We start from the raw sequence: 24,335 nt of genomic DNA, 5'->3' as shown, positions 1-24,335 counted from the left end.
CTCGCTCCGCTCCCTTGGCGCAGCGCCCAGGGAATCGGCCTGGCTTTGTGACATCGCGACCTCCCGCGGCGTCAAGGGCTCACGGGCCATGACTTCCGGTGCGGATGCCGGCGTCCTCGGAGGCCCTGATGGTTGATCATTTTCTACCACCGGCCGGACGTATCAGGGCGCGGATGGCGGAAGCCGGGTAAAGGTCGATGTCATGCCCGCCGGGCGGGAGCCGTACCGGTCGGGACGGCAAGGGGACGTGGGGCGGAATCGGGGTCGCCGTCCGCCCCGCGACGAATGTCGGCAGCCGAGGGCTATTGGGCCTTTGCCTTGGTCTCGTCGGCCGGGGTGTCGGCCTCCTCGGCGAGGTCGTCGAACTCTCCGTCGAGTACGCCGAGGCGGAACGCCTCCCACTCGGCGGGGGTGAAGTAGAGTTTGGGGCCGTCGGGGTTCTTGGAGTCGCGCATGACGTAGAGGCGGTCGTACTCGGCCTTGTGCGCGGCACCGGCGAGCAGATCGGCCGTCTCCTTGAAGTTGGGATCCGTCTTGTCGATGACCGTGACCTCGACGCAGTCGCCCCTGCTGTGGCTGGACTTCCGCCACGTCACGCGGCGCGGGTCTGTGTTCATTGCTCCTCCACCTTCGGCTAACGGTCCTGTCTCCTGGGCATGGCGAGACGAGGCGGCGGATCACCGTGTACGGCCTGCGATGGTCGCCACGTCGCCGCCTCGATCCGTAACGTAGTCCTCCTGCGGCGCGCTGTGGTCTCATCGCCATCTGTGGTCTCATCCGCACCTGTTCTCGCCGATGCGTCAGAGCGGTGAGCTCCTCGGCGGAGACGATGTCGTCCGCGCGCGTCTCGCCGCCAGGTTCGCCGATGTGCCAGTCGGCGATGAGGGAGAGGCCGCTGCCGACCGGGACGAGCCCGTCGAAGAACCGGCCGATCTCCTCGCCGGTGCGCAGGGTGACCATGGGGGTGACGCGGTGGAACGCGGTGAGGCTCACCCGGTGGGCGTCCGTGAGCCGGTCGGGGAGCATGGCGTGCGAGATGACCACGTACGAGCCGGGCGGCAGCGCCTCGTACAGCGTGTCGGTGATCGCGTAGGCCTCGTCGGTGTCCCGGATGAAGTGGAGCACGGCGACGAGCAGCAGCGCGATCGGCTTGGTGAAGTCGAGGTGCTCGCGGATCTCGGGCCGGGCGAGCAGGGCCTTGGGGTCCCGCATGTCAGCCCCGAGCACGATGGTGTTCGGTGAGGTGGCGAGCAGCACCTCGGCGTGCACGCGCACGAGCGGGTCGTTGTCCACGTACACGACGCGGGCGTCCTTGTCGACGGCTTGGACGACCTCGTGGACGTTCTGCTGGGTGGGCAGCCCTGAGCCGATGTCGAGGAACTGGCGTACGCCCGCCTCCTTCACCAGCCAGCGCACCGACTCGATCAGGAACCGCCGGTTCATCCGCGCGACGAGCCGTGCCTCCGGAGTCCACCAGAGCACCTGCTCGGCCGCCTGCCGGTCGGCGGCGTAGTTGTTCCTGCCGCCCAGGAAGTAGTCGTAGACCCGGGCGACGTGCGGCCGGGTGACATCGATGTCGGGCATGAGCGGCTGCTCGTCCTCCCCCTGCTCGGTCACCGCCCGGAACCGGTCTTCGTGTTCGGCGCCGTTCGCGCTCTGCTGCGGCACGACGACCTCCTCGGTGTCACGATCCCGGTCGGCGCCCCCCTCGCCCCGGCCGGGCCGGGTGCATTCGTTCTCTTGTCTTCTGTCGTGGTCGGGCGGCGGGTACGGCATGTGGCCGGCCGTACCCGCCGCCGTCGCGTCAGCGGTCGACGCGGGCCACGCCGCACATCAGGGGGAAGCCCTTCAACGCGGGGATCTCGTCGATGGAGATGACGTCGTCCCCGTACGAGTCGCGGTCGGAGTCGCCGATGCTCCAGTCGGCGATGAGGGAAAGGCCGCTGCCGATCGGGGTGAGCCCCTGGAAGAAACGGGCGATCTGGTCGCGGGTACGCAGGGTGAGCCCGGTGGCGGTGCGGGTGTTGTAGGTGGCGAGGGTCTCCTTCTGCCCCTCGCTGAGGTGCTCGGGGAGCATGACGTGCGAGAGCACCACGTACGAGCCGGGCGGCAGCGCCTCGTACAGCGTGTCGGTGATCGCGTAGGCCTCGTCGTCGTCCCGGACGAAGTGGAGCACGGCGACGAGCAGCAGCGCGACCGGCTTGGTGAAGTCGAGGTGCTCACGGATCTCGGGCCGGTTGAGCAGGGCCTTGGGGTCCCGCATGTCGGCCTCGAGGACGATCGTGTTGGGCGTGGTGGCGAGCAGAACGTCGGCGTGGACCCGGACGAGGGGGTCGTTGTCGACGTAGACGACCCGGGCGTCCTTGTCGACGGACTGGGCGACCTCGTGGACGTTCTGCTGGGTGGGCAAGCCGGAGCCGATGTCGAGGAACTGGCGGATGCCCGCCTCCTGGGCGAGCCAGCGCACCGACTTGATCAGGAAGCGGCGGTTCGCCCGGGCGGCGAGCCGTACCTCCGGCGTCGCCTTGAGAGCCTCCTCCGCGGCAAGGCGGTCGGCGGCGTAATTGTTCTTGCCGCCTAGGAAGTAGTCGTACATCCGGGCGACGTGCGGCCTGCTGATGTCGATGTCGGGCGCGGGCGGCCGCTCGACGGGCTCGGCGCCCGGCGCGCCCGTGCTGCCGGTGTCCTGCTGTGCCACGGAGACCTCCTCGGTGTCGGCGATCCCGGTCGGCGGCCTCCCTCGCCGCGGCCGGGCCGGGTGTTCTGGTCTGTTCTCGGTGGTCGGGCGGCGGGTGCGGCGAACGGCCGTCCGCCCCCGCCGCCGCGGTCAGCTTTCGATTCGGCCCACGCCGCACAACAGCGGGAAGCCCCGGAGGAGGGGGATGTCGTTGATCGAGACGATCCGCCCCTCCTGCTCGTCGCCGAGCGGGCCATGGATGCTCCAATCGACGATCGGGCTCAGGCCGCTGCCGATCAGGGTGCACCCCTCGAAGAACCGGGCGATCTCGTCGCGCGTACGCAGGGTGACCCCGGAGTTGGCGCGGTTGTAGATGGCGACGGCCTCGTCCAGCGTGTCCGCGATGCTCTCGTCGTTGAGCCCGTGGGACATGACCAGGTACGAGCCGGACGGCAGGGCGTCGCGGAGGGTCTTCACGGCCTCGTAGGCCTGCTGGGTGTCCTGGATGAAGTGGACGATCGAGACGAGGAGCAGCGCGATCGGCTGGGAGAAGTCGAGGTGCTCGCGCACCTCGGGCCGGTTGAGCAGGGCCTCCGGATCGCGCATGTCGGCCTCGAGCACGATGGTGTTGGGTGTCGTGGCCAGCAGCGCCTCGGCGTGGACCCGTACCAGGGGGTCGTTGTCGACGTAGACGACGCGGGCGTCCTTGTCGATGGATTGGGCGACCTCGTGGACGTTCTGCTGGGTGGGCAGGCCGGAGCCGATGTCGAGGAACTGCCGTACGCCCGCCTCCTGCACCAGCCAGCGCACCGTTTCGATGAGGAACCGCCGGTTCACCCGGGCCGCGGCCCGGACGGCCGGCATCACCCGGAGGAGCTGCGCCGCGGCCTCCCGGTCAGCGGCGTAATTGTGCTTGCCGCCCAGAAAGTAGTCGTATATGCGGGCGACATGCGGTTTTGTGATGTCGATCCCCGGCGCCGGTGGCTGCTCGGCGGCATCGGGCGCCGTGCCCATCGGGAACCGCTGCTCTTCATCGAGGCCAGAACCCGACAAACCCGCACTATCCGCATCACTCTGCGACACGACGACCTCCCCACCTGGGGCTTCCGGCTAAGGTGGCCATTCCGCCCTGGCCGCATTTCGGTCAAAGCGGCTGTCCTTAATGGTGATCTTCTTTCTACCACCAGACAGGCGCAGTACGACAATGCGTTACGAAAGCGTCGTGTTTCCGCAGCGCGCGAAAGACCGACGTGTCCAGGTGGCAACGCCGGTGGCGTGGGCGGCACGCCGTGCCAGGCCGCTCCCGCGGCTCAGGATGGAGGTCGGACACGTGGGGCGGTAGGCGGGTGCGCGCCGCCCGCCCCGGGAACGTCGCGGGCCGCCGAGCTACTCGGCGCGCTTCCGCGCCGCGGCTTCGGCCTCCTCGGCGAGGTCGTCGAACTCGCCGTCGATCACGCCGAGGCGGAACGCCTCCCACTCGGCCGGGGTGAAGTAGAGCTTCGGGCCGTCGGGGTTCTTGGAGTCACGGATCACGTAGAGGCGGTCGTACTCGGCCTTGTGCGCGGCCTCGGCGAACAGGTCTTCCGTCCCCTTGAAGTTGGGATTCGTCCTGTCGATGACCGCGACCTCGATACAGTCGCCACCGTTGGCGCTGCTGTAGCTGGACTTGCGCCAGACACCGACCTCAACGCAGTCACCGCCGTTGTCGCTGCTACGCCGGGCCTTGCGCCACTTGATGCGGCTCAGGTCTCTGTCCATTTGTCCTCCACCACCTTGGCTATCAAGTCTAGGCTTGCGGGCATAGGGAGGGCGAGAGAGCGAATTGCCTCGTACATGTTGGCGACCACTTCTACGTCGCGATCCCGATCGGTAACGTAGCCTTCGCTGATGCCATCCACGTAGACGTAATCCGATTCCCCGGAGAGGCTGGCAATCACGAAGGCGCCCCCGAGCCCGAGTAGAGCCTGCGACGCAATAGGAACGACGTGGAGCGTGATCCTCGGACGTTGCGCGGCCTCAAGCAGCGCGAGTAGCTGTTCGCGCATTATTCGCTTAGTGCCGACCTGGCGGAAAAGGATGCCTTCGTCCAGCAGCACGATGAAGAGCGGCGGCTTCTCTCTTGTGAGAATTTCTTGCCGCTGCATACGGGCGGCGACAATGGTATCGACCTGCTCAGGTGTGAGGTCGGGGCGCTGGGAGATGATCGCCCGCGCATAGCTCTCCGTCTGGAGCAGTCCTGGGACGAGAAGCGGCTGCCAGGTTTTGAGCGTGTGTGCGGTCTCTTCGATGTCCACCCAGCGGTGAAACCAGACGGGAAACGGTGACTTACGGGTGAGCGGCCACAGCCGCGTCAGTGCGTCGTCCGTACCGAGGGCATCGTCGGCGAGCTTGGCGAACTCACGCGTTGGGGGACGCCGGCCGGTCTCGACCGCGCTGATCTGGGACGTGGAGTAGTTGATCTTCTCTGCGAGCTGTTCGATCGTGAGACCCGCCTTCGTGCGGTAGTGCCGCAGCTCTGAACCGAAGAAGGCGAGCGGGCTCGCGGCAGGGTCGATTTCGCGAGGCGAGGGCATGGGGGGACTCCCTGACTCGACGACCGTATTCGGATTTCCCGCCGCTTCCCGTGCGTTCCCTCGCCGCCGTCACACCCTGCCCTGCATTCCCGCGCCAGCGGGCCGTACGGCGGCGTTCTCCGCACCGGCAAAAGCGGTATCCATTCGCTTACGAAGAGTAGCGGCCAGGCGGCATGCTGTGGCGGCAAAGCCAAGAAATGCCGTCATCAGAGGTTGCATATGCCCTTCTATGTCCCCCAATCCGAGCGCAAGGAGCAGGACCGGCTCAAGCGCCTGGAACGCCTCGGCGACCTCCTCGCCGGTCACGGACTCCGCACCCGCGTGTACCGCCACGTCCGCCTGCGCCTGTTCCAGAACGAGTACAACCCCATCCGCTGGCGCGAACCCGTCCTGTCCGTCCGCCGCCCCGGCCCCACCCCCTCCACCCGCCTGGAGATCACCGTCAACTCCGACGGACATCCCTTCCGCGTCACCCCCGCCGGACGCAAGGCCCGCTGGTCCTACCAGGGCGACGACCACGCCGTGATCTCCTTCGTCCGAGCCGTCCTCAACGCCTGGCCCGACGAACCCAAGTCCTTCGACCCACCCCTCACCGACCCGAACGGCTACCCCATCCCGGCCCCAAGACCCGCCGACTGAGCCCGCCGCCCCTCCGCCTCGGGGCGGCGGGCTCCGGCCACCCTGTGCCGAGATCACCCGTAGGCCGCGACACCCGCGAGAAAGAGCCCGAGAAAGGTCGCCGCAGCGCCCGCACCGGTGAGAACCGCCTGGGCGCTGCCGACCCCGGCCGCCCGCGCGATCAGGTACGCCCCGCTCGCGACGTTGAGCGCAACCGACATCGCCAGCAGCAGCCCCAAGATCTCCGCGAGACTCACACGCGCCTCCCGTGGTCAACGAGCCGATGGCCGGCCCTCGTGGAGGGCCGCACCGCATGGACGAAGCCGAGACTGCTTGTCCAACCGGCCGTCCAGCAGGAGTCGCATCGCAGTTTGGACACACGTGATCAAACTGGCTGGTTGTGCATTTAGGGTGAGTGCCCGGGGGCGGCCTGCGGCCCCTGATGTCCAGGCAGGGGCTGGACACCTCCGCGTTGGCACGAGCGGGCGAAGTGAGCCGAGTGATGGCGACCGGTGGAGTGGACGGGGACTACGCGGCACTGATCGCCGACTTGGCCGCGTTCCGCAATGACCGCCTCCAGCGCCGACCTTCGGACCGTACCCTGGCCAAGGCCGCCGACGTCCGTCCGACCACGGTCGGGGACTGGCTGCGCGGAGCCCGTTTCCCTCAGCAGATCGAGCCACTGCTGCGGGTGGTGCGCGCGGTGCGGGCGCAGGCCGAACGCGCAGGGCTCTCCCGCGATCCGGCCGCGGCCTCGTTGTTCGACGAGCAGCGGTGGCGCGACGCCTACCAGGCAGAGGCCCGCCGCCGCGCGAACGCGACCCGCACCCACGTTCTGGCCGAGCAGGCCCACACCGTGCTGGAGGGGTTACGGCCGGGTCGGCCGCTGGCCCAGGTGACCGACCCCTTCCAGCTGGAGGTCCACCGCGCCATCGAGGTCGGCGATGCGACCGGCCTGCCGCAACTGCCGAGGTACGTACCGCGCGAGCACGACCGTCGGCTGGCCCAGGTCGTGCAACGAGCCGCCGCCGGCACCAGCGCCCTCGCCGTACTGGTCGGCGGTTCCTCCACCGGAAAGACCCGGGCCTGCTGGGAGGCGTTGCACCTGCTGCGCGACCGCGACGAGCCGTGGCGCCTCTGGCATCCCATCGACCCCACCCGGCCCGACGCCGTCCTGGCCGACATCGGCAAGGTCGGCCCGTACACCGTGGTGTGGCTGAACGAGGCCCAGTTCTACCTCGCCGACGATGCGCTCGGCGAGCGCGTCGCCGCCGGCCTCCGCGAACTGCTGCGCGATCCCGACCGCGGGCCGGTGCTGGTCCTGGCCACGCTGTGGCCGAACCACTGGGCCACGCTGACCACGCGCACCGATCCGGACCGGCATGCCCAGGCCCGAGAGCTGCTGGACGGGCACGACATCCGCGTCCCGGACGCGTTCTCCGAGACCGACCTCAAGGCCCTGGCCGAGCACTCCGCCGAGGACCCTCGCCTGCGTGAGGCCGCCCGGTACGCAGCCGATGGCCAGATCACCCAGTACCTGGCCGGTGTGCCGGTCCTGATGCACCGCTACACCCACGCACCACCGATAACCAAGGCGCTGATCCACGCCGCCATGGACGCCCGGCGCCTGGGCGCGGGCCCGCACCTGCCGCTCGCCCTGCTCGCCGACGCCGCCCCGGGCTACCTCACCGACACCGAGTGGGAGCAGACCGGCGAAGACTGGCTGGAACGTGCCCTCGAGTACGTCACAACGCCCTGCAACGGCATCCCCGGCATCCTGGTCCCGATCAAGACCGGAACCCCTCGCAACCGGCGCACTCGTCGCGCGGGCCTCGCCTCTGCCCGTACCGGTCCCGCCGACGGGCATGGGCCGCGATACCGGCTCGCCGACTACCTCGAGCAGCACGGACGCCGCACCCGCGCGGACGAGATCCCGCCGATCGATTTCTGGACCGCGGCCGCCGCGCACGCCCCTCGTGCCGACCAGGCCGCCCTCGGCCGGGCCGCTCGCAGCCGAGGGCTCTACCGCGATGCCGCGCAACTACTGAAGAACGCCGCAACCCAGGGCGATACCTCCGCGGGTGCCGCCCTCGTCTCCCTCATGCACGCCGTTCACCCGACCGATCGTCGCCCTGCCGGCTGGGTCGCCACCCAGGTTCCTCTCACCGACATGGACGGCGTGAGCCTGCTGCTGGACGGCTTGCGGGAGGCAAGGGCGGATGAGCAGCTTGCGGCGCTGCTGGCCCGCGATCCCGCCGCTCAGGTCGACATCAGCGGTTCGGGTGGCGTGCTCGCGCTGCTCCGCAGTCTGCGGGCGGCCGGGGCGGTTGAGCAGGAGGCCGCCCTGTTAGGACGGGTACTGGATCGATCCGAGCCCGTCGTGCGTGACGCCATCGAAGTGGCCTGGCAGCTGGACCACCTGCGCGAGTTAGGGGCGCATGAGCGGGTCACGACCTTGCTGGCGCGCGATCCGGCCGCCCGCGTGGACATCCGTAGCGGGTTCGCCCTGACCTGGCTGCTGGAGAGCCTGCGGAAGGTGGGAGCGGAAGAGCAGGCCGCGGTGCTGGCCGGGCGGATCATCGCTGAGTTCGATCTACGTGATACCTCCGGCGTGGCGTGGCTGCTGGAGCGCTTTCGGGCGACAGGGGCGGCTGAGCGGCTTTCGGCGTTGCTGGCCCGCAACCCGGCGGCTCGGGTCGATATCGGCGAGGCCCATCATGTGGCCACCCTGCTGGAAAAGCTACGGGCGATAGGGGCGCATCAGCAGGTGGCCGTGCTGACCGGGCGCATCGCGGCGGAGTTTGATCTTCGGGATGCCGCCGGTACCGCGGTGATGCTGGCCGTACTCAAGGAGTTCGGGACGGATCGGCAGGTGGCGGCGTTGCTGGCCCGTGACCCGGCGGCTCGGGTTGAGCTGCGTGACGCCTTTGGCCTGGTCAGGTTGCTGGACGGCTTGCGGGCGGTGGGGGCGGTAGAGCAGGCCGCGGTGCTGACCGAACGGATCGTCGGTGAATTCGCTCTCCACGATGCCTCCGGTGTGGACTGGCTCTTGGACGCGTTGCGGGAGTCGGGCGCACATGAGGCGGTTGCGGCGTTGCTGGCCCGTAACCCCGCTGCTCACGTTGATCTCGACGACGCCCTCGGCGTGGCACGCCTTCTCAACAGGTTGCGGACGTTGGGGGCGGACGAACAGGTGGCGGTCTTGCTGGACCGTGATCCCGCCGCGAAGGTCTGTTTCGACAGCCCGCTTGGTGGGATCGTCCTGTTTCGCACCCTGCAGGCGTTGGGAGCGGACGAACAGGCCGCCTTACTGGTCCGGCGGCTACCCGCCGCGGGCCGGTTCGATGAGTTCCTGGACATCGACGACCACAGGGAGCGGTTCCGGTTCGGGCGGGAACCCGATGGGAGCCCGGCCGAACCGTGGAGCTGGGACGACCTGCAGTGATCAAGCCACTCGATCGCAGTGGCCACCGTGTCGAGGCACATCCCGGCGAGAAGGCCTGATCACGGATCCAGGGTGAGCAACCGGGGACGGTGTGCCGCCCCCGGTGTCCAGCCGGATGGTGGACGCCTCCGCGTGGTGTGAGCGGGCGAGAGGAACGGGGTGTGATGGCGAGCGGTGAATTGGACGGGGACTTCGCGGCACTGATCGCCGAGCTGGCCGCGTTCCGCAATGACCGACTCCAACGTCAACCGTCCGACCGCACCCTGGCCAAGGCTGCCGGTGTCCGCCCGGCCACGGTCGGGGATTGGCTGTGTGGAGTTCGTTTCCCCCAGCAGTTAGATCCACTGCTGCGACTGGTGCGTGCGGTACGGGTGCAGGCCGAACGTGCAGGGCTGTCCGGCGACCCGGCGATGGCCTCGTTGTTCGACGAGCAGCGGTGGCGTGACGCCTACGAGGTCGAGGCTCGCCGCCGCGCGAACGCGACCCGTACCCACACGCAGGCAGGTCAGGCCCGTACGGTCCTGGAAGACATGAGGCCCGGCCGCCCGCTGGCGGAGGTGACCGACCCCTTCCAGCTGGAAGTCCACCGCGCCATCGACATCGGCGAGGAGATGAACCTCCCGCCACTGCCGCTGTACGTACCGCGCCAGCACGACCGCCGTCTGCGCAAGGTCGTTGAGCGAGCCGCCCCGGGCACCAGCTCCATCGCCGTCCTGGTCGGCGGCTCCGCCACGGGCAAGACCCGCGCCTGCTGGGAGGCCCTGAATCTCCTGCGCGACCGCGACGAGCCATGGCGTCTGTGGCACCCCATCGACCCCACCCGCCCCGACGCCGCCTTGGCCGACCTGAAACGAGTCAGGCCCTACACAGTGGTGTGGCTCAACGATGCTCAGTTCTACCTCGCAGGCGCCACTCTCGGCGAACGAGTGGCCGCCGGGCTCCGCGAACTGCTGCGCGACCCCCAGCGCGGGCCGGTCCTCGTACTGGCCACGCTATGGCCAGACCACTGGGACGCTCTGACCGCCCACACCGGCCCGGATAACCACGCCCAGGCTCGGGAATTGCTGGTCGGTCACGGCATCCGCGTCCCAGACGCGTTCACCGGTTCTGACCTGGAGGCGCTGGCCGAGCGAATCGATCAGGATCCACGCCTGCACGAGGCTGCTCAAAACGCCACTGATGGCCAGATCACTCAGTACCTGACCGGCGTACCGGTGCTGATGGATCGCTACACCCACGCCCCGCCCGCAACCAAGGCATTGATCCACGCCGCCATGGACGCCCGCCGCCTGGGAGCGGGCCCGCACCTACCGTTGGCGCTCTTGGCCGCTGCGGCTCCCGGCTACCTCACCGACACCGAAAGGGAGCTGACCGGTACAGGCTGGTTGGAGCGCGCCTTGGACTATGTCACAAAGCCCTGTAACGGCATCCCAGGCATCCTGATCCCTGTCAAAGCGGGTGCACCTCACAACCAGCGCAACCGTCGCGCCGGCACCGGCCCCACCCCGCCCTCGGCAAGCGGGCAGGGTCCGCTGTACCGGCTGGCCGACTACCTAGAGCAACATGGGCGCCGTACCCGCGCCGAAGAGATTCCCCCAGTCGATTTCTGGGCCGCAGCGTCCACTCACGCCCTCCTCGCCGATCAAGCGGCCCTTGGCCACGCCGCCCTAGATCGAGGCCTGTATCGCGACGCGGCTCAGTTGCTAAAGAACGCCGCCGCTCAAGGCGATCCCTCCAGCGGAGCGGCCCTCGTCTCCCTAATGCACGGCGTGCACCCTACTGACCATCGCGCCGCCCACTGGGCTGTCACTCATGCCCTCCTGAGCGACCCGTCTGGTGTGGCTTGGCTGTTGGACGGCTTGGCGAGGGTGGGGGCGGTTGAGCAGGTCGCGGCGATGGTTGCGCGTGATCCGGCTGCTGAGGCCGATCTGAGCGACCCGTTCGGTGCGGCTTGGCTGCTGGGCGGCTTGGCGAGGGTGGGGGCGGTTGAGCAGGTTGCGGTGTTGGCGGGGCAGGCTGCTGCCGAGGTGAGTCTCGCCGACCCGTCTGGTGTGGCTCGGCTGCTGGGCGGCTTGGCGGAGGTGGGGGCGGATGAGCAGGTCGCGGCGATGATTGCGCGTGATCCGGCTGCTGAGGCCGATCTGAGCAATCCGTTCGGTGTGGCTCGGCTGTTGGACGGTTTGGCGAGGGTGGGGGCGGATGAGCAGGTTGCGGTGCTGGCGAACCGGCTTCCTCCGACAGGGCGATTTGCCACGTTCATGAAGCTTGCCGATCACAAGGAGCGGTTCAGGTTTGGGCGAGAACCCGACGGGAGCCCCGCTGAGCCGTGGAGCTGGGACGACCTGTGGTGAAGCCGGACCGCCGCTCAGCGAGTGACCTGTTGCCGGGCGATACCGCATCAGAGGCGGCTATACGGGGCATCCTGTCGAAACGGCGTCCCTATGCGGTGTTCTCCCGGCGCGCCCTCGCCGCTCTCGAGGGTCAGCCTTTCTCCGCGCCCATCGTGAGGCCGCCGGTCATGAGGCGCTCGCAGGCGAAGAAGACGATCACGATGGGGAGGGTGAGGACGACCGAGCCGGCCATGAGGACGGTGGTGGGGACCTCGATGGCGCCGGCGAGCTGGGAGAGGCCGAGGCTGACGGTCCAGCGGTCGCGGTCCTCGACGAGGAAGAGCAGGGCGAAGAGGAACTCGTTCCAGGCGATCATGAAGACGTACAGGCCGGTGGCCATGAGGGCGGGGCGGGACAGGGGCAGGGTGACCCGCCAGATCGTGGCCAGCGGGCCGCAGCCGTCGATGGCGGCGGCCTCCTCGACGGAGCGGGGGACGGTCTCGAAGTAGTTGCGGAGCATGTAGACGGTGACGGGGAGCGTCTGGGAGATGTAGACGAGGGCGAGGCCCGGCAGCGAGCCGCGCAGGCCGAGCAGGCTGAACAGGACGAAGAGCGGGATCGCCAGGACGATCGGCGGGAACAGGTACACGGCCAGGAACAGGAAGTGGACCTGGCGGCGGCCGAGGAAGCGGAGCCGGGCCACCGCGTACGCGCCCGGGATCGAGATAAGCAGGGTGAGGGCGACCGCCGCGACCGAGACGATCACGCTGTTGCGGATGAAGCCGACGAAGCCCTGGCCGCCCTCCTCCTCGGGGGTCAGCACCTGGCGGTAGGTGTCGAGGGTGATCTCGTCCGGCGGGACGAACAGCGCCCCCGGGTCGAGGATGAGCGCCTGCACGTCACGCAGCGACAGGACGACCATGTAGTAGAAGGGGAACGCCGTCGCGAGCAGCAGGGCCGCGATGACAAGCGGGCGCAGCAGCCGCAGTGCCGTACGTTCCACCCGGTCGCGGGTCCACCGGCGGTACGGCCGCCGCGGACGCGACGGCGGTACGGCTCGCGCGGCCCGGCGGTCGCCGGCGGTCATTCGGCGCTCCGTTCCGGACCGGCGAAGAAGCGCAGGTAGACGCCGAGGAACAGGACGAGGACGAGCGCGAGCACCACGGCCTGGGCGGCGGAGGCGCCGATGTCGTCGCGGGCGGTGAGCAGGTTGTAGACGCGGATGCTCACCATCTCGGTGCCCGCGCCGCCGCCGGTGAGCAGGTAGACGTCGTCGAACTTGTTGAACGTGAACACGAACCGCAGCACCGCGAGCAGCGCGATCACCCGCGACAGCTGCGGCAGCGTCACGTACCGGAACCGCTGGAGCGGCGTGGCCCCGTCGACGAGCGCGGCCTCGTGCAGCTCGCGCGGCACCGCCTGGAGCCGGGCGAGCAGGAACAGGAAGGCGAACGGGAAGTACCGCCACGCCTCGAACGCGATCACCGTCAGCAGCGCCACCGGCACGGTGACCCCGAGCAGCTCGCCCTTGGCCTGGGTGAGGAAGCCGATCGGCCGGTCCCAGCCGAGCAGCCGCACGCCGAGCTCGTTGGCGATCCCGTACTGCGGGCTGAGCATCACCTGCCAGACGAACGCGGCGGCCACCACCGGCGCCACGTACGGCAGCAGGACCGAGGCCCGGACCAGCGTGCGGCCGCGCAGCGGGCCGGCGAGCGCGAGCGCGGCCACCAGGCCGAGCGCGATCGACAGGAACGTGCCCGCCACCGTGTAGACCAGGGTGACCGCGAGGCCGCTCCAGAAGCCGGGCTCGCCGAGCACGTACCGGAAGTTGTCGAGCGAGTAGCGGCCGAACATGCCGGTGTAGCGGATGTTGATGAGCCGGGCCTCCTGGAACGCGAGCATGATCGCCCACAGCAGCGGCAGCACGACCACGACGAGCGTGACCACGAACGTGGGGGAGATCAGCGCGAGCCCGGTCCTGGCCTCCCGCTGCCGCAGGGTACGGCCGCGCCCGCGCCTCACTCGCGGATCCCGCGCTTGACGGCCTCGACGTCACGCTGCGCCTGCGCCGCGGCCTGGCGCGGGGTGAGCGAGCCCTCGACGAGCGCGCTCAGCGCCCGCGGCACCGGCAGCTCGCCCATGATGGCGCCGACGAGCCTGCCCTGCCCCTGCTCGACGCCCCACCGCTCGATGTGCTCGACGCTCGCGCGCAGCCGGTCGAGCAGCGCCCGCGGGTAGACCTCGTCGAGCGGCCGGGTCCGGTCGACGCCCGCCGGGAGCCGGTCCCACGCCTCGGCGAACCGCCGCGGGTCGTCCCGGGTGCCGGTGCGCACCGGGATCTTGCCCTCGGGGGCCATGCCGAGCCAGCGCTCGTACCCGGCCTCCATCATGTACGTCACGAACCGCTCGGCCTTGTCCCGGTCGGCCTCGCGGGTGATCGCCCAGGACACGATCTCGCCGTACCGGGCGGCATGGGCGGCGTCCGGCCCGCGCAGCGCGGTGACCACACCGGTGTGCCGGGCGAGCCAGCCCGGATCGTCCCGGCACTCGGCGCAGCTCGGCAGCGCGTCGGAACGCAGCCCGGCGAGCTCGTCGAGGATGAACGACGACCAGATCGCGATCGCCGCCTTCCCGGAGAAGTACGTGGCCCGCACCGAGTTCAGGCTCTGCGTGCCGGGCACCGAGTACCGCCGGGCCAGCTCGGCGTAGAACGCGAAGGCATGCTCGCAGCGGGCGTCGCCGATGGTGACCCGGCCGTCCCGGCCGACCAGCTCGCAGCCGTTGGCGAGCGCGACGTACTCGAAGGTCTGGGCGGTGAAGGTGTCGCTCGGCCCGACGGCGAGCGCGACGCCCGCGGTCCCGCCGCGGTGCAGCCGGGACGCGGCGGCGCGCAGCCGCGCGTAGCTGTCGGGCGGGTCGAGCCCGGCGCGGGCGAACAGGTCCTCGCGGTAGAGGATGAGCTGGACCCAGGCGTCGCTCGGGACCGCGAGCAGCCTGCCGTCCGCCGAGCCGAGCTCGAGCGCGCGCCGCAGGAAGGTGTCCCTGCCGAGCCGTTCGACCACCCGGCCGGGGGTCTCGGTGTCGAGCAGGTCGTTCGCCTCCAGCTCCCGCACCGAGGCGAGCGGGAGCGCGCCGATCACGTCGGGGAGCCGCCCGGCCGCCGCCGCGGACCGCACCACCCGGCTGAACTGGTCCTCGGCGACGCCGACGAGCAGCACCCGCACCCCGGTGCTGCGGGTGAAGGCGTCGGCGAGCTCGCGCTGCACCGCCATGCGGTCGGGGAGGTTCTCCTGAGTCCAGACCGTGATCGTGTCGCGGTCCTCGTCCGCCCCGCCGCACGCGGTGCCGAGCACCGCGACGGCGGCCGCCACGAGCGCGGCGATGAATCCCCTCGGCATGCCTCCCCTCCGGCACACGTCGCCCCAGGCATGCATACCCTCGGTGCGAGGATCATGGCATCACGTGATCACCGGTGGGCACGCCGGGGTACGGCGCCGGCCGTCGGGGCCGCGGCGGCGGGGGCGCCCCGCCCCTCCCGTGGCCGGCCGCGGTCGCCCGCCCCGTGGGCGGCCCGCCGTACCGCCGTCGGCCGGGCGGCCCGTGCGCGCGCACCGGACGGCGTCGCGGCGGCGTGCGGAGGGGCAGGGGGACGGGTCAGGCCTGGTCCGCCCGGCGGGCGAGCCACTCCTCCCGGGTGATCGCGTACTCGACCTCGCCGTGCTCGCTGCCGGGGAGCGGCACGTCCCACTCGAGGTGGAAGGTGCGCACGTGCCGCATGCCGAGCCCGGCCATGGTCGCGCGGGAGCCGGTGTTCACCGCCATGGTCTCGCCGAACACCCGGTTGAGGCCGAGGTCCTCGAAGGCGTACCGGAGCAGCTCCCCGGCACCCTCGCTGGCGAGTCCCTGGCGCCAGTGGCGGCGCATGATGCGGTAGCCGAGCTCGGCCTGGCCCTCGACCGGGCCCTGGTCGGGACGGTGCGGCGGCTCCAGCGCCCACAGGCCCACGAACTCCCCGCCCACGAAACCGGCCCAGAAGCCCAGGCCGGGCGCGCGTTCGGCGATCGCGAGCCGTTCCTTGTGGTCCTTCTCCACCTCGGCACGGCTGCGGGGGCGGCCGTCACCGAGCAGCCGCATCACCTTCGGGTCGGCGTCGAGCTCGACCTCGTGCTCCAGATGCTCGTCCGACAGCGGGACGAGCTCGATCCGTCCGGTGTTCAGTTTTGCCTGGGCCATAGGACGTATCCTTGCCTACCCACCCGTACAGGTGGGAGCCGGGCACCGCATGGAGATCGTCACGTTGCGGGCCGGCGATCCGCCAGGCGGAGCGCGGCGTGCTGGGCGAGCCGGCCGAAGGCGACGACGGCCGCGCCGAACGCGACGATCAGCGCCGCGATGAGCCACATCCGCCCCTCCTCGGCGAGCACCACGGCCTGCGCGTCGGTGATCCCGTTCCGCGCGCAGCCCAGCCCGGCGACCGCCGCGGTGAGCCACCGTCCCGCGGCCCGGATCGCCCGCGGCGCGGCGGCGGTGGCCGCGGCCGGTACGGCGAGCACCATGAACAGCACCGCGATCGCCACCGTGCCCGGCCAGGTGAACTCGCCCTCGTGCCCGATGGCGAGGCCCACCAGGCGCATGAGCACCCGGGTGGCCAGCCCCATCGCGAGGCCCGCCACGATCGCGGCCAGCCCGGCCGCCAGTACCAGGCGCCCGGTGCGCCGCTCCCGTACCCGCATTCCGACTTCCTCCACAGAACAGAGGGATCAGTTATATCGGCGGCGGTTTCGTCGGTGATACGGCAAATGTTGTCGGATATCCCGTTATTGGGCGTCCCTCCGGCTCAGCCGGTACCCGGCGTCCAGCCGCTCCGCGGGAACGGGGTCGGCGAGGTCGGTGCTGACCGGCGGCACGAGGCCGTGCCGGTTCGTGTCCGGGGTGACCGCGTGCCAGGCGACCCGCGGATCGGGCACCCGGCGCAGCTGGGCGCGGGAGAACCGCAGCACCGGCCGGCCGGGCACACCGCCCGCCACCTTGATCAGCACCGAGCAGGCGACGGCCGCGTCCTCCGGCGCCCGGCGCACCGGGTGGGTGGCGGGCCAGCCGGACCACGCCACCTCGGGCAGCCGCTCGCCGGAGGCGGTCTCGAGCGCGCCGGCGATCATGCTCCAGGTGCGGTCCTGCCGGGCGAGCAGCAGCCGCGGGCTGTAGGCCAGCCACCCGGCGTGCGCGGAGACCTCCTGGGCGAGGTGAAACCGCAGCCACTCGCCCACCTCCACGTCGGTGAGCGGCAGCAGCCGCGGCTCGGTGCGCAGCACGAACGTGGTGTCGTGGTAGCCGGGGGTGATCTCCAGCACCTGCTTGGTCACCCCGTCCTCGACCACCGTGTAGGCCTCGACCCAGGCGTCCCCGCTCTGCCTGCTGATCGCCCAGCCGGTGGCGCAGTGCCCCCTCGCGCCCCAGCCGACCAGCCCGGACGTGCCGACGAAGGCGCCGTTCGGCAGCAGGTTGCCGGCCTCCGCCGGATCCTCGCCGTACACGTTGTCGTCCCGGATCAGCGTGCGCAGGATCGGCAGCAGCGCCTGCGCCTCCGCCCACGCGGCGGGCGGGCCGGGGTGCACCCCGTCGGGCGGGGCGACCTCCGGCAGCCAGTCGCCGCCCGCGCCGCCCCGCGACCGGGGGTCCTCCAGGTAGGCGTTGACGTCGGCGACGAGCACCCGGCCGCTCTGCAGCGAGCGGATCCAGTCGTTCACCGCGCGCCGGGTCGCGTACCGCACGTCGGAGGCCTGATCCGGGGCCGCCCAGGCGGAGCGGCCGACCGCGCCGCGTGGCCGGATCGTGGTGACGATCACGATCGCGCCGGTGCCGGTGATCTCGCCGATCTGCCGCCGCAGGTCGCGCTGGATCGCGGTGGCGGGCAGGTAGGAGTTGATGTCGTTGGTGCCCACCGACAGCAGCACCACGTCGGGCCGCATCGGGGCGACCTCCTCGGCCCACCGGCGGAGCGTGCCGGGGTTCTCCGGGCCGAGGTAGGTGAGGTGGTCCCCGGCGACGCCGTTGTTCGAGCCGCGCAGAAAGCGGCGGTGCCGGGTGTCCTCCGGATGGTGCCAGGTGTCGTCGTTGTAGGCGGGGAACAGCGTCTTCACCCAGGTCATCGCGCCCCGGGTACGGCGGTGCAGGACGGCCGTGCCGCTGATGCGCGCGGACTCGGCGAACTGCGTGATCGAGTCGCCCAGCCGCGCCACCTTCGGGCGGACCAGCCTGCGGCCGTCCGCCGCCGGGAAGCGCGCGGCCGACGCGCTGGGCAGGCCGGCCGTACCGGCCGCGACCCCGGCCGCGAGGGCGTAGCGCATGAGGGCCCGGCGGGTGGTGTCGGCCGGGGAGACTCGGTCGATCACAGCAGGATCATCCCAGGTCCGCGGGGGTGGTCCGGCCGTTTCGGCGGCATCCGGTCCGGCCGACGGGTACGGCCCGCCGTACCGAATCGCCGCGGGACGGGGCGAACCGGCCCGAGTGGTACGGCCCGCCGGGCGGCGCGACGCGCGTTCCGGCATGGGAGATCGCGGGACATGATCCGGCAAAGACATGCCGTGTGCACCGTGTTGGCCTGATTGATCCTGGATCGTCCGGGTAGCCGAGGAGAGCCGCTCCGACCAGCCGGGAGGAAACTGTGGGCATCGACATCGGGCAGAGTCTTGCGGACCTCTGGCGGACGATCGTGCTGTTCGTCCCCAGGCTGGTCGTCTTCGTGCTCATCCTGATCATCGGGTGGATCGTCGCCAAGGTACTCGAGAAGATCGTCGACAAGGTCCTCGAACGGGTCGGCTTCGATCGTGCCGTCGAGCGCAGCGGCGTCGGCCGCATGCTCCAGGGTGGCCGGTACGACGCCAGCAGCCTGATCGCGCGGATCGTGTTCTACGCGATCATCCTGATCACGCTCCAGCTCGCGTTCAACGTCTTCGGTCCCAACGCGGTCTCCAACCTGCTCACCGCGGTCGTGGCCTGGCTGCCGCTCGCCATCGTCGCGATCATCATTCTGGTGATCGCCGGGGCGATCGCCGGCGCGGTGAAGGACATCATCACCGGCATGCTCGGCGGCACCTCGTACGGCCGCTGGGTGGGCGTCGCGGCCGCCGTGTTCATCTGGGCGCTCGGCATCATCGCCGCGCTCAACCAGGTCGGCATCGCCACGGCCGTCACCACCCCGATCCTCATCACCGTGCTCGCCACCATCGGCGCGGTCATCGCCATCGGCGTCGGCGGCGGGCTCATCCGGCCGATGCAGCAGCGCTGGGAGCGCTGGCTCGGCAGGATCGAGGAGCAGGCGCCGCAGATGCGCGCGCACGCCGAGGCGTACACGCGGGGCCGCCAGGACGCGGCCGAGCACGTCCCCACCGGTCAGCGGCCGGGGGAGGAGACGCCGGAGACGACGCACACGAGCACCACGGGTCCGGGTACGACCCCGGGGACGCCGGGAGCGACGCGGCGCCCCGGCGGACGCCGCCCCGGCACCTGATCCGGGACATCCCGCCGCGACCATCGCACCGCTCCATACCGCGACCCGGCCCGGGCCGGAGCCTCGAACCTCGGGGCTCCGGCCTTGTCGTGTCCGGGCGGCCGTCGGGTACGGCCCGCGCGGGCCGGGCGGCGCCGCGGGTCAGGCGGGGAGCTCGTCGTCGAGGTAGCCGAGCTCGCGGGCGAGCAGGCAGATCGCGGTGAGGCGGAGGGTGGCGAAGTCGGGCTCGCCGGTGAACGTCCAGTTGCGCTCGCGCAGCTCGTCGACGAAGCCGAGCAGGTAGTCGCCGAGCGTCTCCTCGTTGACCTCGATCGCCTCGCGCAGGGCCGCCACGTGCTGGTCCACCGCCGCGAGCAGGCCCGGGTGCTCCGGCAGCAGCGCGAGCTGCCGGGCGCCCACGGTCTCCATCGCCCAGCGCAGCGGTGCGGCCGACCATCCCTCCGGGTAGAGCACCGGTACACCATAGCGGGCAAGACCCTCTTTGACCTGCGCAGGGTCCGGTTTCGCGGCCGCCTCCGCCGCCGTCGGCACGGGACGCCCGGCCGCGCAGGGGATCCGTGGCCGCCGCGTGGCGGGCGGCGTCCGCGGGGCTCCGCGGCCCCGGCTTGATGTGCTGTTTGTACTGTTTGCGCGGTTTATACCGATTTGCTAACTTTGGGGTCACGTGTGGCGGGCCGTTGACGGTCCGTCGGCGTTCGTTGCCCGAGCGCGTCGTCCACCGAGGCAAGTCACGGGACGGCGCCCGGCCGCCGCTTCCGCGCAGCGCGGAACCGGGTTCGCGCATTCCACGGTCGATCACAGCGCCCGGCGTCAGGAGGGCGTACGGCCCGGCGCGTTCCATCCCGGCAGGCGGCATGGAAGCCAAGGAGCGAAGCCCTCATGCCCACGCACATCCCCGGCCGCATCACCCGTGCCCTGCTCGGCGCCGCCCTCGCCGCCGGCGTCGTCGCCACCGCCGCCCCCGCCTCCGCCGCCACGCCCGCGGCGGTGCCGGAGGCGGTGCCCGCCGCCGCGGACGTCCCCGCCACGGTCCGCACCCTCACGCCCGCCGACGCCCCCGCCGTGTACGCCCGCGCCGCCTACCTGGTGGACGCCACCACCGGCCGGGAGCACTACGGCAAGCGGGCCGACGCGCGCATGCCCGTGGCGAGCCTCACCAAGATGATGACCGCCTACGTGGTCCTCAAGGAGGCCAAGCCCACCGACACCGTCGAGGTCACCGCCGAGGACGTGCGGTACGCGGCACGCGGCGGGGCCGCCGTCGCCGGCCTGAAGGCGGGCGACCGGCTCACCGTCGAGGACGTGCTGCACGCGCTGCTGCTGCCGTCCGGCGCCGACGCCGCGCACGTGCTCGCCCGCACCTACGGCCCCGGCGTCGACGCGTTCGTCGCCAAGATGAACGCCACGGCCCGCGAGCTCGGCATGCACGACACCCGCTACGTCAACGCCGACGGCATGCCGACGGGCGGCGGCGGGTACTCCACCGCCCGCGACCAGGCCAGGCTCGCCACCGCGGTGCTCACCGACCCCACGCTCAAGACGATCACCTCGACCCGGTACCACGAGGTGCCCGAGACCGACGCCCACGGCGCCTACTGGTGGCGGAACACCAACCGGCTGCTCGGCGAGCCCGGCGTAATCGGCGTCAAGACCGGCTTCACCAACGCCGCCGGGTACACCCTCGCCTTCGCCGCCGACCGCAACGGTTCCCGGCTGGTCGGCGTGATCCTCGGCGAGACCAGCTCCGCCCGCCGCTTCGCCACCGCGGGCGCGCTGCTCGACTGGGCCGCGGACCGCGCCGGCGACCGCTGAGCCGCGCCCGCGGGCCGTACCGGCTCGCCGTACGCGCCGTGAAGCGATCGCAAACGCCGAGGCAGGAGATCACAACTCCGGGCGTGCCCAAGAGCGTTTTCCCCGCCCTTGAGGGTACGACTGGGCCCACCACGCCGGGGGCGTGGACGTCGAGGTGAACGGCGAGGTGGGCGATGGCCGGAGCGACACGGATCCTGGGCCGCCTGGTGTACGGCACGCGCTACGACCGCATCCCCCGCGGCCAGCGGATCTACGTGCGGCCGGGGGAGTGGCTCGTCCGCGAGCTGCGCTGGCGCAAGAGGCTGCGCACCGCGGAGGTGATCTCGCTCGACGAGTACCGGGCGCGGGTCCCGCTCGGGCCGATCGAGGAGTACCTGAGCTGCATGCTGTGCGGGGAGAGCCGCCAGCAGCCGCTGTTCGCCCCCAGCGGGGCCAAGCGGAGGAACGCGCGCAACACCCGCTGGTCCTACCACGTCGTGCGCTGCCCGAGCTGCGGGTTCCTCTACCGCAACCCCGGCATCCGGCCGGAACGGCTCGGCGACCTGTACGCCGGCAACTACAGCGGCTTCCTCACCGGCGACTACGCCGCGGGCCGGCAGCGCCGCTACCGGCTCACCCTCGACGCGTTCGGCGACCTGTTCCGGGACGGCGCCGGGCGGCGGCTGCTCGACTTCGGCTGCGGCGCCGGGCTGTTCCTCGAGCTCGCCGAAGAGCGCGGCTTCGACGCCGTCGGCATCGACCTGTCCCCGGACTCGGTGAAGCTCGCCAACGAGCGGCTGACCCGGGCGCGCGCCTACCACGGCGACATCGCCGATGTGCCGGAGATCGCCCGCGGCGGCTTCGACGTGATCACGCTGTGGTCGGTGCTCGCCCACCTGCCCCGGCCGCTGGAGGACTTCGCCCGGTTCCGGCGGCTGCTCGCGCCCGGCGGGGTGCTGCTCATCCTCACCGTCAACGCCAACTCGCTGCTGCTCAAGGCCGACGGCGACGCGTGGAACGGGTTCACCAAGAACCACCTGATGTTCTACACGTCCGAGACGCTGCCGGTGCTGCTCGGCCGCACCGGGTTCGCCGGGGTGTCGTTCGCGCCGTTCTACGGCGACACCGTCGAGGCGGGCACCACCCGGCTCCCGCCGCGGCTGCGGCGGCGGCTGTGCCGTACCGTGGACCGGCTCGACGGCGGCAACATGCTGCGCGCCGTCGCGTACGCCGACGAGCAGGCGATCCTGCGCTGGCGCGACGGGCTGCGGGTACGCGGCTGCCCTCCGGCGGCCCGCACGCCCGCCGCGCCCGCCTGGCCGGGGCCGCGGGACGAGGTGCCCGCCACCGGGCCCGCCGTCTGAACCTGCGGGATCACCCGCCACGCCGGGGCGGGGCCGTACGCTTGCCTCGTCGATGACGACGAAGCGGGCAGGTGGCTGAGATGATCTCCGTTTTCGGCAGCGTCAACATGGACCTCGTCGCCTACGTGGCGGCGGCGCCCGGGCGCGGGGAGACCGTCACCGGGCGGGCCTTCCGCATGATCCCCGGCGGCAAGGGCGCCAACCAGGCGATCGCCGCGGCACGCGCCGGGGCGCCGGTCACCTTCATCGGCGCGGTCGGCGACGACGCGTTCGGGCCGCGGCTGCGCGAGACCCTCCTGGCGGCGGGCGTCGAGGTCGGCCACCTGCGCACCGTGCCCGGCCCCTCGGGCATCGCGCACATCGTCGTCGACGACGAGGGCGGCAACTCGATCATCGTCGTGCCCGGCGCCAACGGTCAGATGACCGGGCCCACCGAGGCCGAGCTCGCCGCGATCGCCCGCACCGACGTGCTGCTGCTCCAGCTCGAGCTGCCGCTCGAGGCCGTGGTCGCCGCGGCGCGGGAGGCGAAGACGATCGGCGGCGGCGACGCCGAGCCGTACACGGTCGGGGCCGGTCCCCGGCCGCACGCCCGCGACGGGGCGCGGGGCGGCTCGCCGGTCTCGGTGATCCTCACCCCGGCCCCGGCCCGGCCGCTCCCGGACGAGCTGCTCGGCGCGGTCGACGTGCTCGTGCCGAACGAGCACGAGGCCGCCGCGATCACCGGCGTCGCCGACCCCGAGCGCGCCCTCGACGCCCTGCTCGAGCGGGTGCCCGAGGTGGTGATCACCCTCGGCGCCCGGGGCGCGCTGTACGGCTCGCGCGACGGCGAGCGGCTGCACGTGCCCGCGGTCGAGGTCAAGGCGGTGGACACCACCGCCGCGGGCGACACCTTCGCCGGGGCGCTCGCCGTGGCCCGCGCCGAGGGCAGGCCGCCCGCGCAGGCCCTGCGCTTCGCCGCGGCCGCCGCCGCGCTGTCGGTGCAGCGGGAGGGCGCGAGCACCTCGATGCCGTCCCGCGCCGAGATCGAGGCGCTGCTCGCGGAGCTTGACCGGGATACGGCGAGCCGGAACGCTTGATCACCGTGCACCCTTATGTGATTTTGGACGTATTCACGGACACGCCCCTGGAGGGCAACGCGCTCGCGGTCTTCCCGAAGGCGGCCGCGATCCCGTCGGACCGGATGCAGGCGATCGCGCGGGAGATGAACCTGTCGGAGACCGTGTTCATCCTCCCCGCCGAGGGGGAGGGCGACGCCCGCATCCGCATCTTCACCCCCGCCGCCGAGCTGCCGTTCGCCGGGCACCCCACGCTCGGCGCCGCCCACTTCCTCGCCGAGCGGGACGGGCGCGAGCGGGTCGTGCTCGAGACCGGCGCGGGCCCGGTGCCGGTGGTCTTCGAGCGGGAGGCGGGCGGCGACGGGCCGGGGCGGCTCGGGCGCGGGCGGATGCGGCAGCCGATCCCCACCTGGGGGCCGTACGATCGGGCGGGCGACGTGCTCGCCGCGCTCGGGGTGGCCGGGGCCGAGCTGCCCGTCGAGCTCTACGTCAACGGGCCGCGGTTCGTGTACGTGGTGCTCGACGACCCGGCGCGGGTGGCCGCGCTCCGCCCGGACCTGAACGCGCTCGCCGCGCTGGGGGACGTCGGCGTGTACTGCGTCGCGGGCTCGGGGACGCGGTGGAAGGCCCGGCTGTTCGCCCCGGCGATCGGCGTCACCGAGGACCCGGCCACCGGGTCGGCCGCGGGCCCGGCCGCGGTCCACCTCGCCCGGCACGGCCGCATCGCGTACGGGGAGGAGATCGAGATCTCCCAGGGCGCGGAGGTGAACCGCCCCTCGACGCTGTACGCCCGGGTGCTGGGGGAGGGCGACCGCATCGACGCGGTCGAGGTGGGCGGCTCGGCCGTACCCGTCGCCCGCGGCGAGCTGCTCGTCTGACCCGGGTCGCCGGGGACGTCCGGGTGAGTAAAACCCGCGTGCCGGGATGGTGGGACGCCCGCCGATGGGCAGGTAACCGGGTGTTCACCCGCCC

General features: G+C 71.6%; 21 protein-coding genes and 1 pseudogene. 8 read left to right on the top strand and 14 right to left on the bottom strand.

Annotated features, from left to right (window positions below):
* Positions 1 to 302: 302 nt before the first annotated feature.
* The 6 genes and pseudogenes from FHX40_RS12910 to FHX40_RS12885 form a co-directional block, all read right to left on the bottom strand.
* The gene (locus FHX40_RS12910) at positions 303 to 617 is read right to left on the bottom strand and encodes a DUF397 domain-containing protein (RefSeq protein WP_142259834.1); all 315 of its coding nucleotides are present in this window, start codon (positions 615 to 617) and stop codon (positions 303 to 305) included.
* Positions 618 to 909: 292 nt separating this feature from the next.
* Positions 910 to 1,584, bottom strand: a pseudogene (locus tag FHX40_RS12905) (SAM-dependent methyltransferase); the annotation flags it as partial.
* Positions 1,585 to 1,804: 220 nt separating this feature from the next.
* Positions 1,805 to 2,698 carry an SAM-dependent methyltransferase gene (locus tag FHX40_RS12900; RefSeq protein WP_142259833.1) on the bottom strand — a complete coding sequence of 298 codons (894 nt, stop codon included), beginning with the start codon at positions 2,696 to 2,698 and terminating at the stop codon, positions 1,805 to 1,807.
* 129 nt (positions 2,699 to 2,827) lie between these two features.
* Positions 2,828 to 3,730 (bottom strand): SAM-dependent methyltransferase, encoded by a 903-nt coding sequence (locus FHX40_RS12895; RefSeq protein WP_142259832.1) that lies wholly within the window; start codon positions 3,728 to 3,730, stop codon positions 2,828 to 2,830.
* A 333-nt stretch (positions 3,731 to 4,063) separates the two neighbouring features.
* Positions 4,064 to 4,435, bottom strand: a complete 372-nt coding sequence (locus tag FHX40_RS12890) for a DUF397 domain-containing protein (protein WP_142259831.1) — start codon at positions 4,433 to 4,435, stop codon at positions 4,064 to 4,066.
* The gene (locus FHX40_RS12885) at positions 4,420 to 5,250 is read right to left on the bottom strand and encodes a helix-turn-helix domain-containing protein (protein ID WP_142259830.1); all 831 of its coding nucleotides are present in this window, start codon (positions 5,248 to 5,250) and stop codon (positions 4,420 to 4,422) included. The genes FHX40_RS12890 and FHX40_RS12885 overlap by 16 nt, the downstream gene beginning before the upstream one ends.
* 219 nt (positions 5,251 to 5,469) lie before the next feature.
* Between FHX40_RS12885 and FHX40_RS12880 the strand changes: the two genes are divergently transcribed.
* Complete coding sequence (locus FHX40_RS12880; protein ID WP_142259829.1) at positions 5,470 to 5,889, top strand: hypothetical protein; 420 nt, start codon at positions 5,470 to 5,472, stop codon at positions 5,887 to 5,889.
* 53 nt (positions 5,890 to 5,942) lie between these two features.
* On the opposite strand, the gene FHX40_RS12875 is transcribed toward FHX40_RS12880, so the two are convergent.
* Positions 5,943 to 6,125 (bottom strand): hypothetical protein, encoded by a 183-nt coding sequence (locus FHX40_RS12875; protein ID WP_142259828.1) that lies wholly within the window; start codon positions 6,123 to 6,125, stop codon positions 5,943 to 5,945.
* A 245-nt stretch (positions 6,126 to 6,370) separates the two neighbouring features.
* On the opposite strand from FHX40_RS12875, the gene FHX40_RS12870 reads away from it, so the two are divergent.
* The gene (locus FHX40_RS12870) at positions 6,371 to 9,313 is read left to right on the top strand and encodes a hypothetical protein (RefSeq protein ID WP_170198822.1); all 2,943 of its coding nucleotides are present in this window, start codon (positions 6,371 to 6,373) and stop codon (positions 9,311 to 9,313) included.
* A 164-nt stretch (positions 9,314 to 9,477) separates the two neighbouring features.
* Positions 9,478 to 11,664, top strand: a complete 2,187-nt coding sequence (locus FHX40_RS12865) for a hypothetical protein (protein WP_142259826.1) — start codon at positions 9,478 to 9,480, stop codon at positions 11,662 to 11,664.
* A gap of 130 nt (positions 11,665 to 11,794) precedes the next feature.
* On the opposite strand, the gene FHX40_RS12860 is transcribed toward FHX40_RS12865, so the two are convergent.
* From FHX40_RS12860 to FHX40_RS12835, 6 genes are all read right to left on the bottom strand, one after another.
* The gene (locus FHX40_RS12860) at positions 11,795 to 12,730 is read right to left on the bottom strand and encodes a carbohydrate ABC transporter permease (protein ID WP_142259825.1); all 936 of its coding nucleotides are present in this window, start codon (positions 12,728 to 12,730) and stop codon (positions 11,795 to 11,797) included.
* Positions 12,727 to 13,665 carry a carbohydrate ABC transporter permease gene (locus tag FHX40_RS12855; RefSeq protein ID WP_142259824.1) on the bottom strand — a complete coding sequence of 313 codons (939 nt, stop codon included), beginning with the start codon at positions 13,663 to 13,665 and terminating at the stop codon, positions 12,727 to 12,729. The genes FHX40_RS12860 and FHX40_RS12855 overlap by 4 nt, the downstream gene beginning before the upstream one ends.
* On the bottom strand, positions 13,662 to 15,041 hold the full coding sequence (locus FHX40_RS12850; protein ID WP_142259823.1) for an ABC transporter substrate-binding protein: 1,380 nt from the start codon (positions 15,039 to 15,041) through the stop codon (positions 13,662 to 13,664). Before FHX40_RS12850 ends, FHX40_RS12855 begins: the two co-directional genes overlap by 4 nt.
* 256 nt (positions 15,042 to 15,297) lie before the next feature.
* Complete coding sequence (locus FHX40_RS12845) at positions 15,298 to 15,876, bottom strand: GNAT family N-acetyltransferase (RefSeq protein ID WP_142259822.1); 579 nt, start codon at positions 15,874 to 15,876, stop codon at positions 15,298 to 15,300.
* Positions 15,877 to 15,935: 59 nt separating this feature from the next.
* A complete protein-coding gene (locus FHX40_RS12840) occupies positions 15,936 to 16,376 on the bottom strand; it encodes a hypothetical protein (protein WP_142259821.1) in 441 nt (146 codons plus the stop codon).
* Positions 16,377 to 16,460: 84 nt separating this feature from the next.
* Positions 16,461 to 18,035 (bottom strand): SGNH/GDSL hydrolase family protein, encoded by a 1,575-nt coding sequence (locus FHX40_RS12835; RefSeq protein ID WP_170198821.1) that lies wholly within the window; start codon positions 18,033 to 18,035, stop codon positions 16,461 to 16,463.
* 272 nt (positions 18,036 to 18,307) lie between these two features.
* Here FHX40_RS12835 and FHX40_RS12830 point away from each other — a divergent pair, with 272 nt between their 5' ends.
* Positions 18,308 to 19,153 carry a mechanosensitive ion channel family protein gene (locus FHX40_RS12830; protein ID WP_229788276.1) on the top strand — a complete coding sequence of 282 codons (846 nt, stop codon included), beginning with the start codon at positions 18,308 to 18,310 and terminating at the stop codon, positions 19,151 to 19,153.
* Between the two features lie 141 nt (positions 19,154 to 19,294).
* Here the strand turns inward: FHX40_RS12830 and FHX40_RS12825 are convergent, their stop codons facing one another.
* Positions 19,295 to 19,606: a DUF6401 family natural product biosynthesis protein gene (locus FHX40_RS12825; RefSeq protein ID WP_142259819.1), complete on the bottom strand. Its 312-nt coding sequence runs from the start codon at positions 19,604 to 19,606 to the stop codon at positions 19,295 to 19,297.
* 426 nt (positions 19,607 to 20,032) lie between these two features.
* On the opposite strand from FHX40_RS12825, the gene FHX40_RS12820 reads away from it, so the two are divergent.
* The 4 genes from FHX40_RS12820 (at position 20,033) to FHX40_RS12805 (ending at position 24,241) form a co-directional block, all read left to right on the top strand.
* Positions 20,033 to 20,965 (top strand): D-alanyl-D-alanine carboxypeptidase family protein, encoded by a 933-nt coding sequence (locus FHX40_RS12820; RefSeq protein WP_142259818.1) that lies wholly within the window; start codon positions 20,033 to 20,035, stop codon positions 20,963 to 20,965.
* A gap of 173 nt (positions 20,966 to 21,138) precedes the next feature.
* A complete protein-coding gene (locus tag FHX40_RS12815; RefSeq protein ID WP_142259817.1) occupies positions 21,139 to 22,308 on the top strand; it encodes a class I SAM-dependent methyltransferase in 1,170 nt (389 codons plus the stop codon).
* Between the two features lie 80 nt (positions 22,309 to 22,388).
* Positions 22,389 to 23,384 carry a PfkB family carbohydrate kinase gene (locus tag FHX40_RS12810; protein ID WP_189136128.1) on the top strand — a complete coding sequence of 332 codons (996 nt, stop codon included), beginning with the start codon at positions 22,389 to 22,391 and terminating at the stop codon, positions 23,382 to 23,384.
* A gap of 17 nt (positions 23,385 to 23,401) precedes the next feature.
* Positions 23,402 to 24,241, top strand: a complete 840-nt coding sequence (locus FHX40_RS12805; RefSeq protein ID WP_280525113.1) for a PhzF family phenazine biosynthesis protein — start codon at positions 23,402 to 23,404, stop codon at positions 24,239 to 24,241.
* Positions 24,242 to 24,335: the final 94 nt, after the last annotated feature.

The organism is Thermopolyspora flexuosa, assembly GCF_006716785.1.
Classification (GTDB): domain Bacteria; phylum Actinomycetota; class Actinomycetes; order Streptosporangiales; family Streptosporangiaceae; genus Thermopolyspora; species Thermopolyspora flexuosa.
This window is presented reverse-complemented; position numbering and strand designations above follow the sequence as displayed.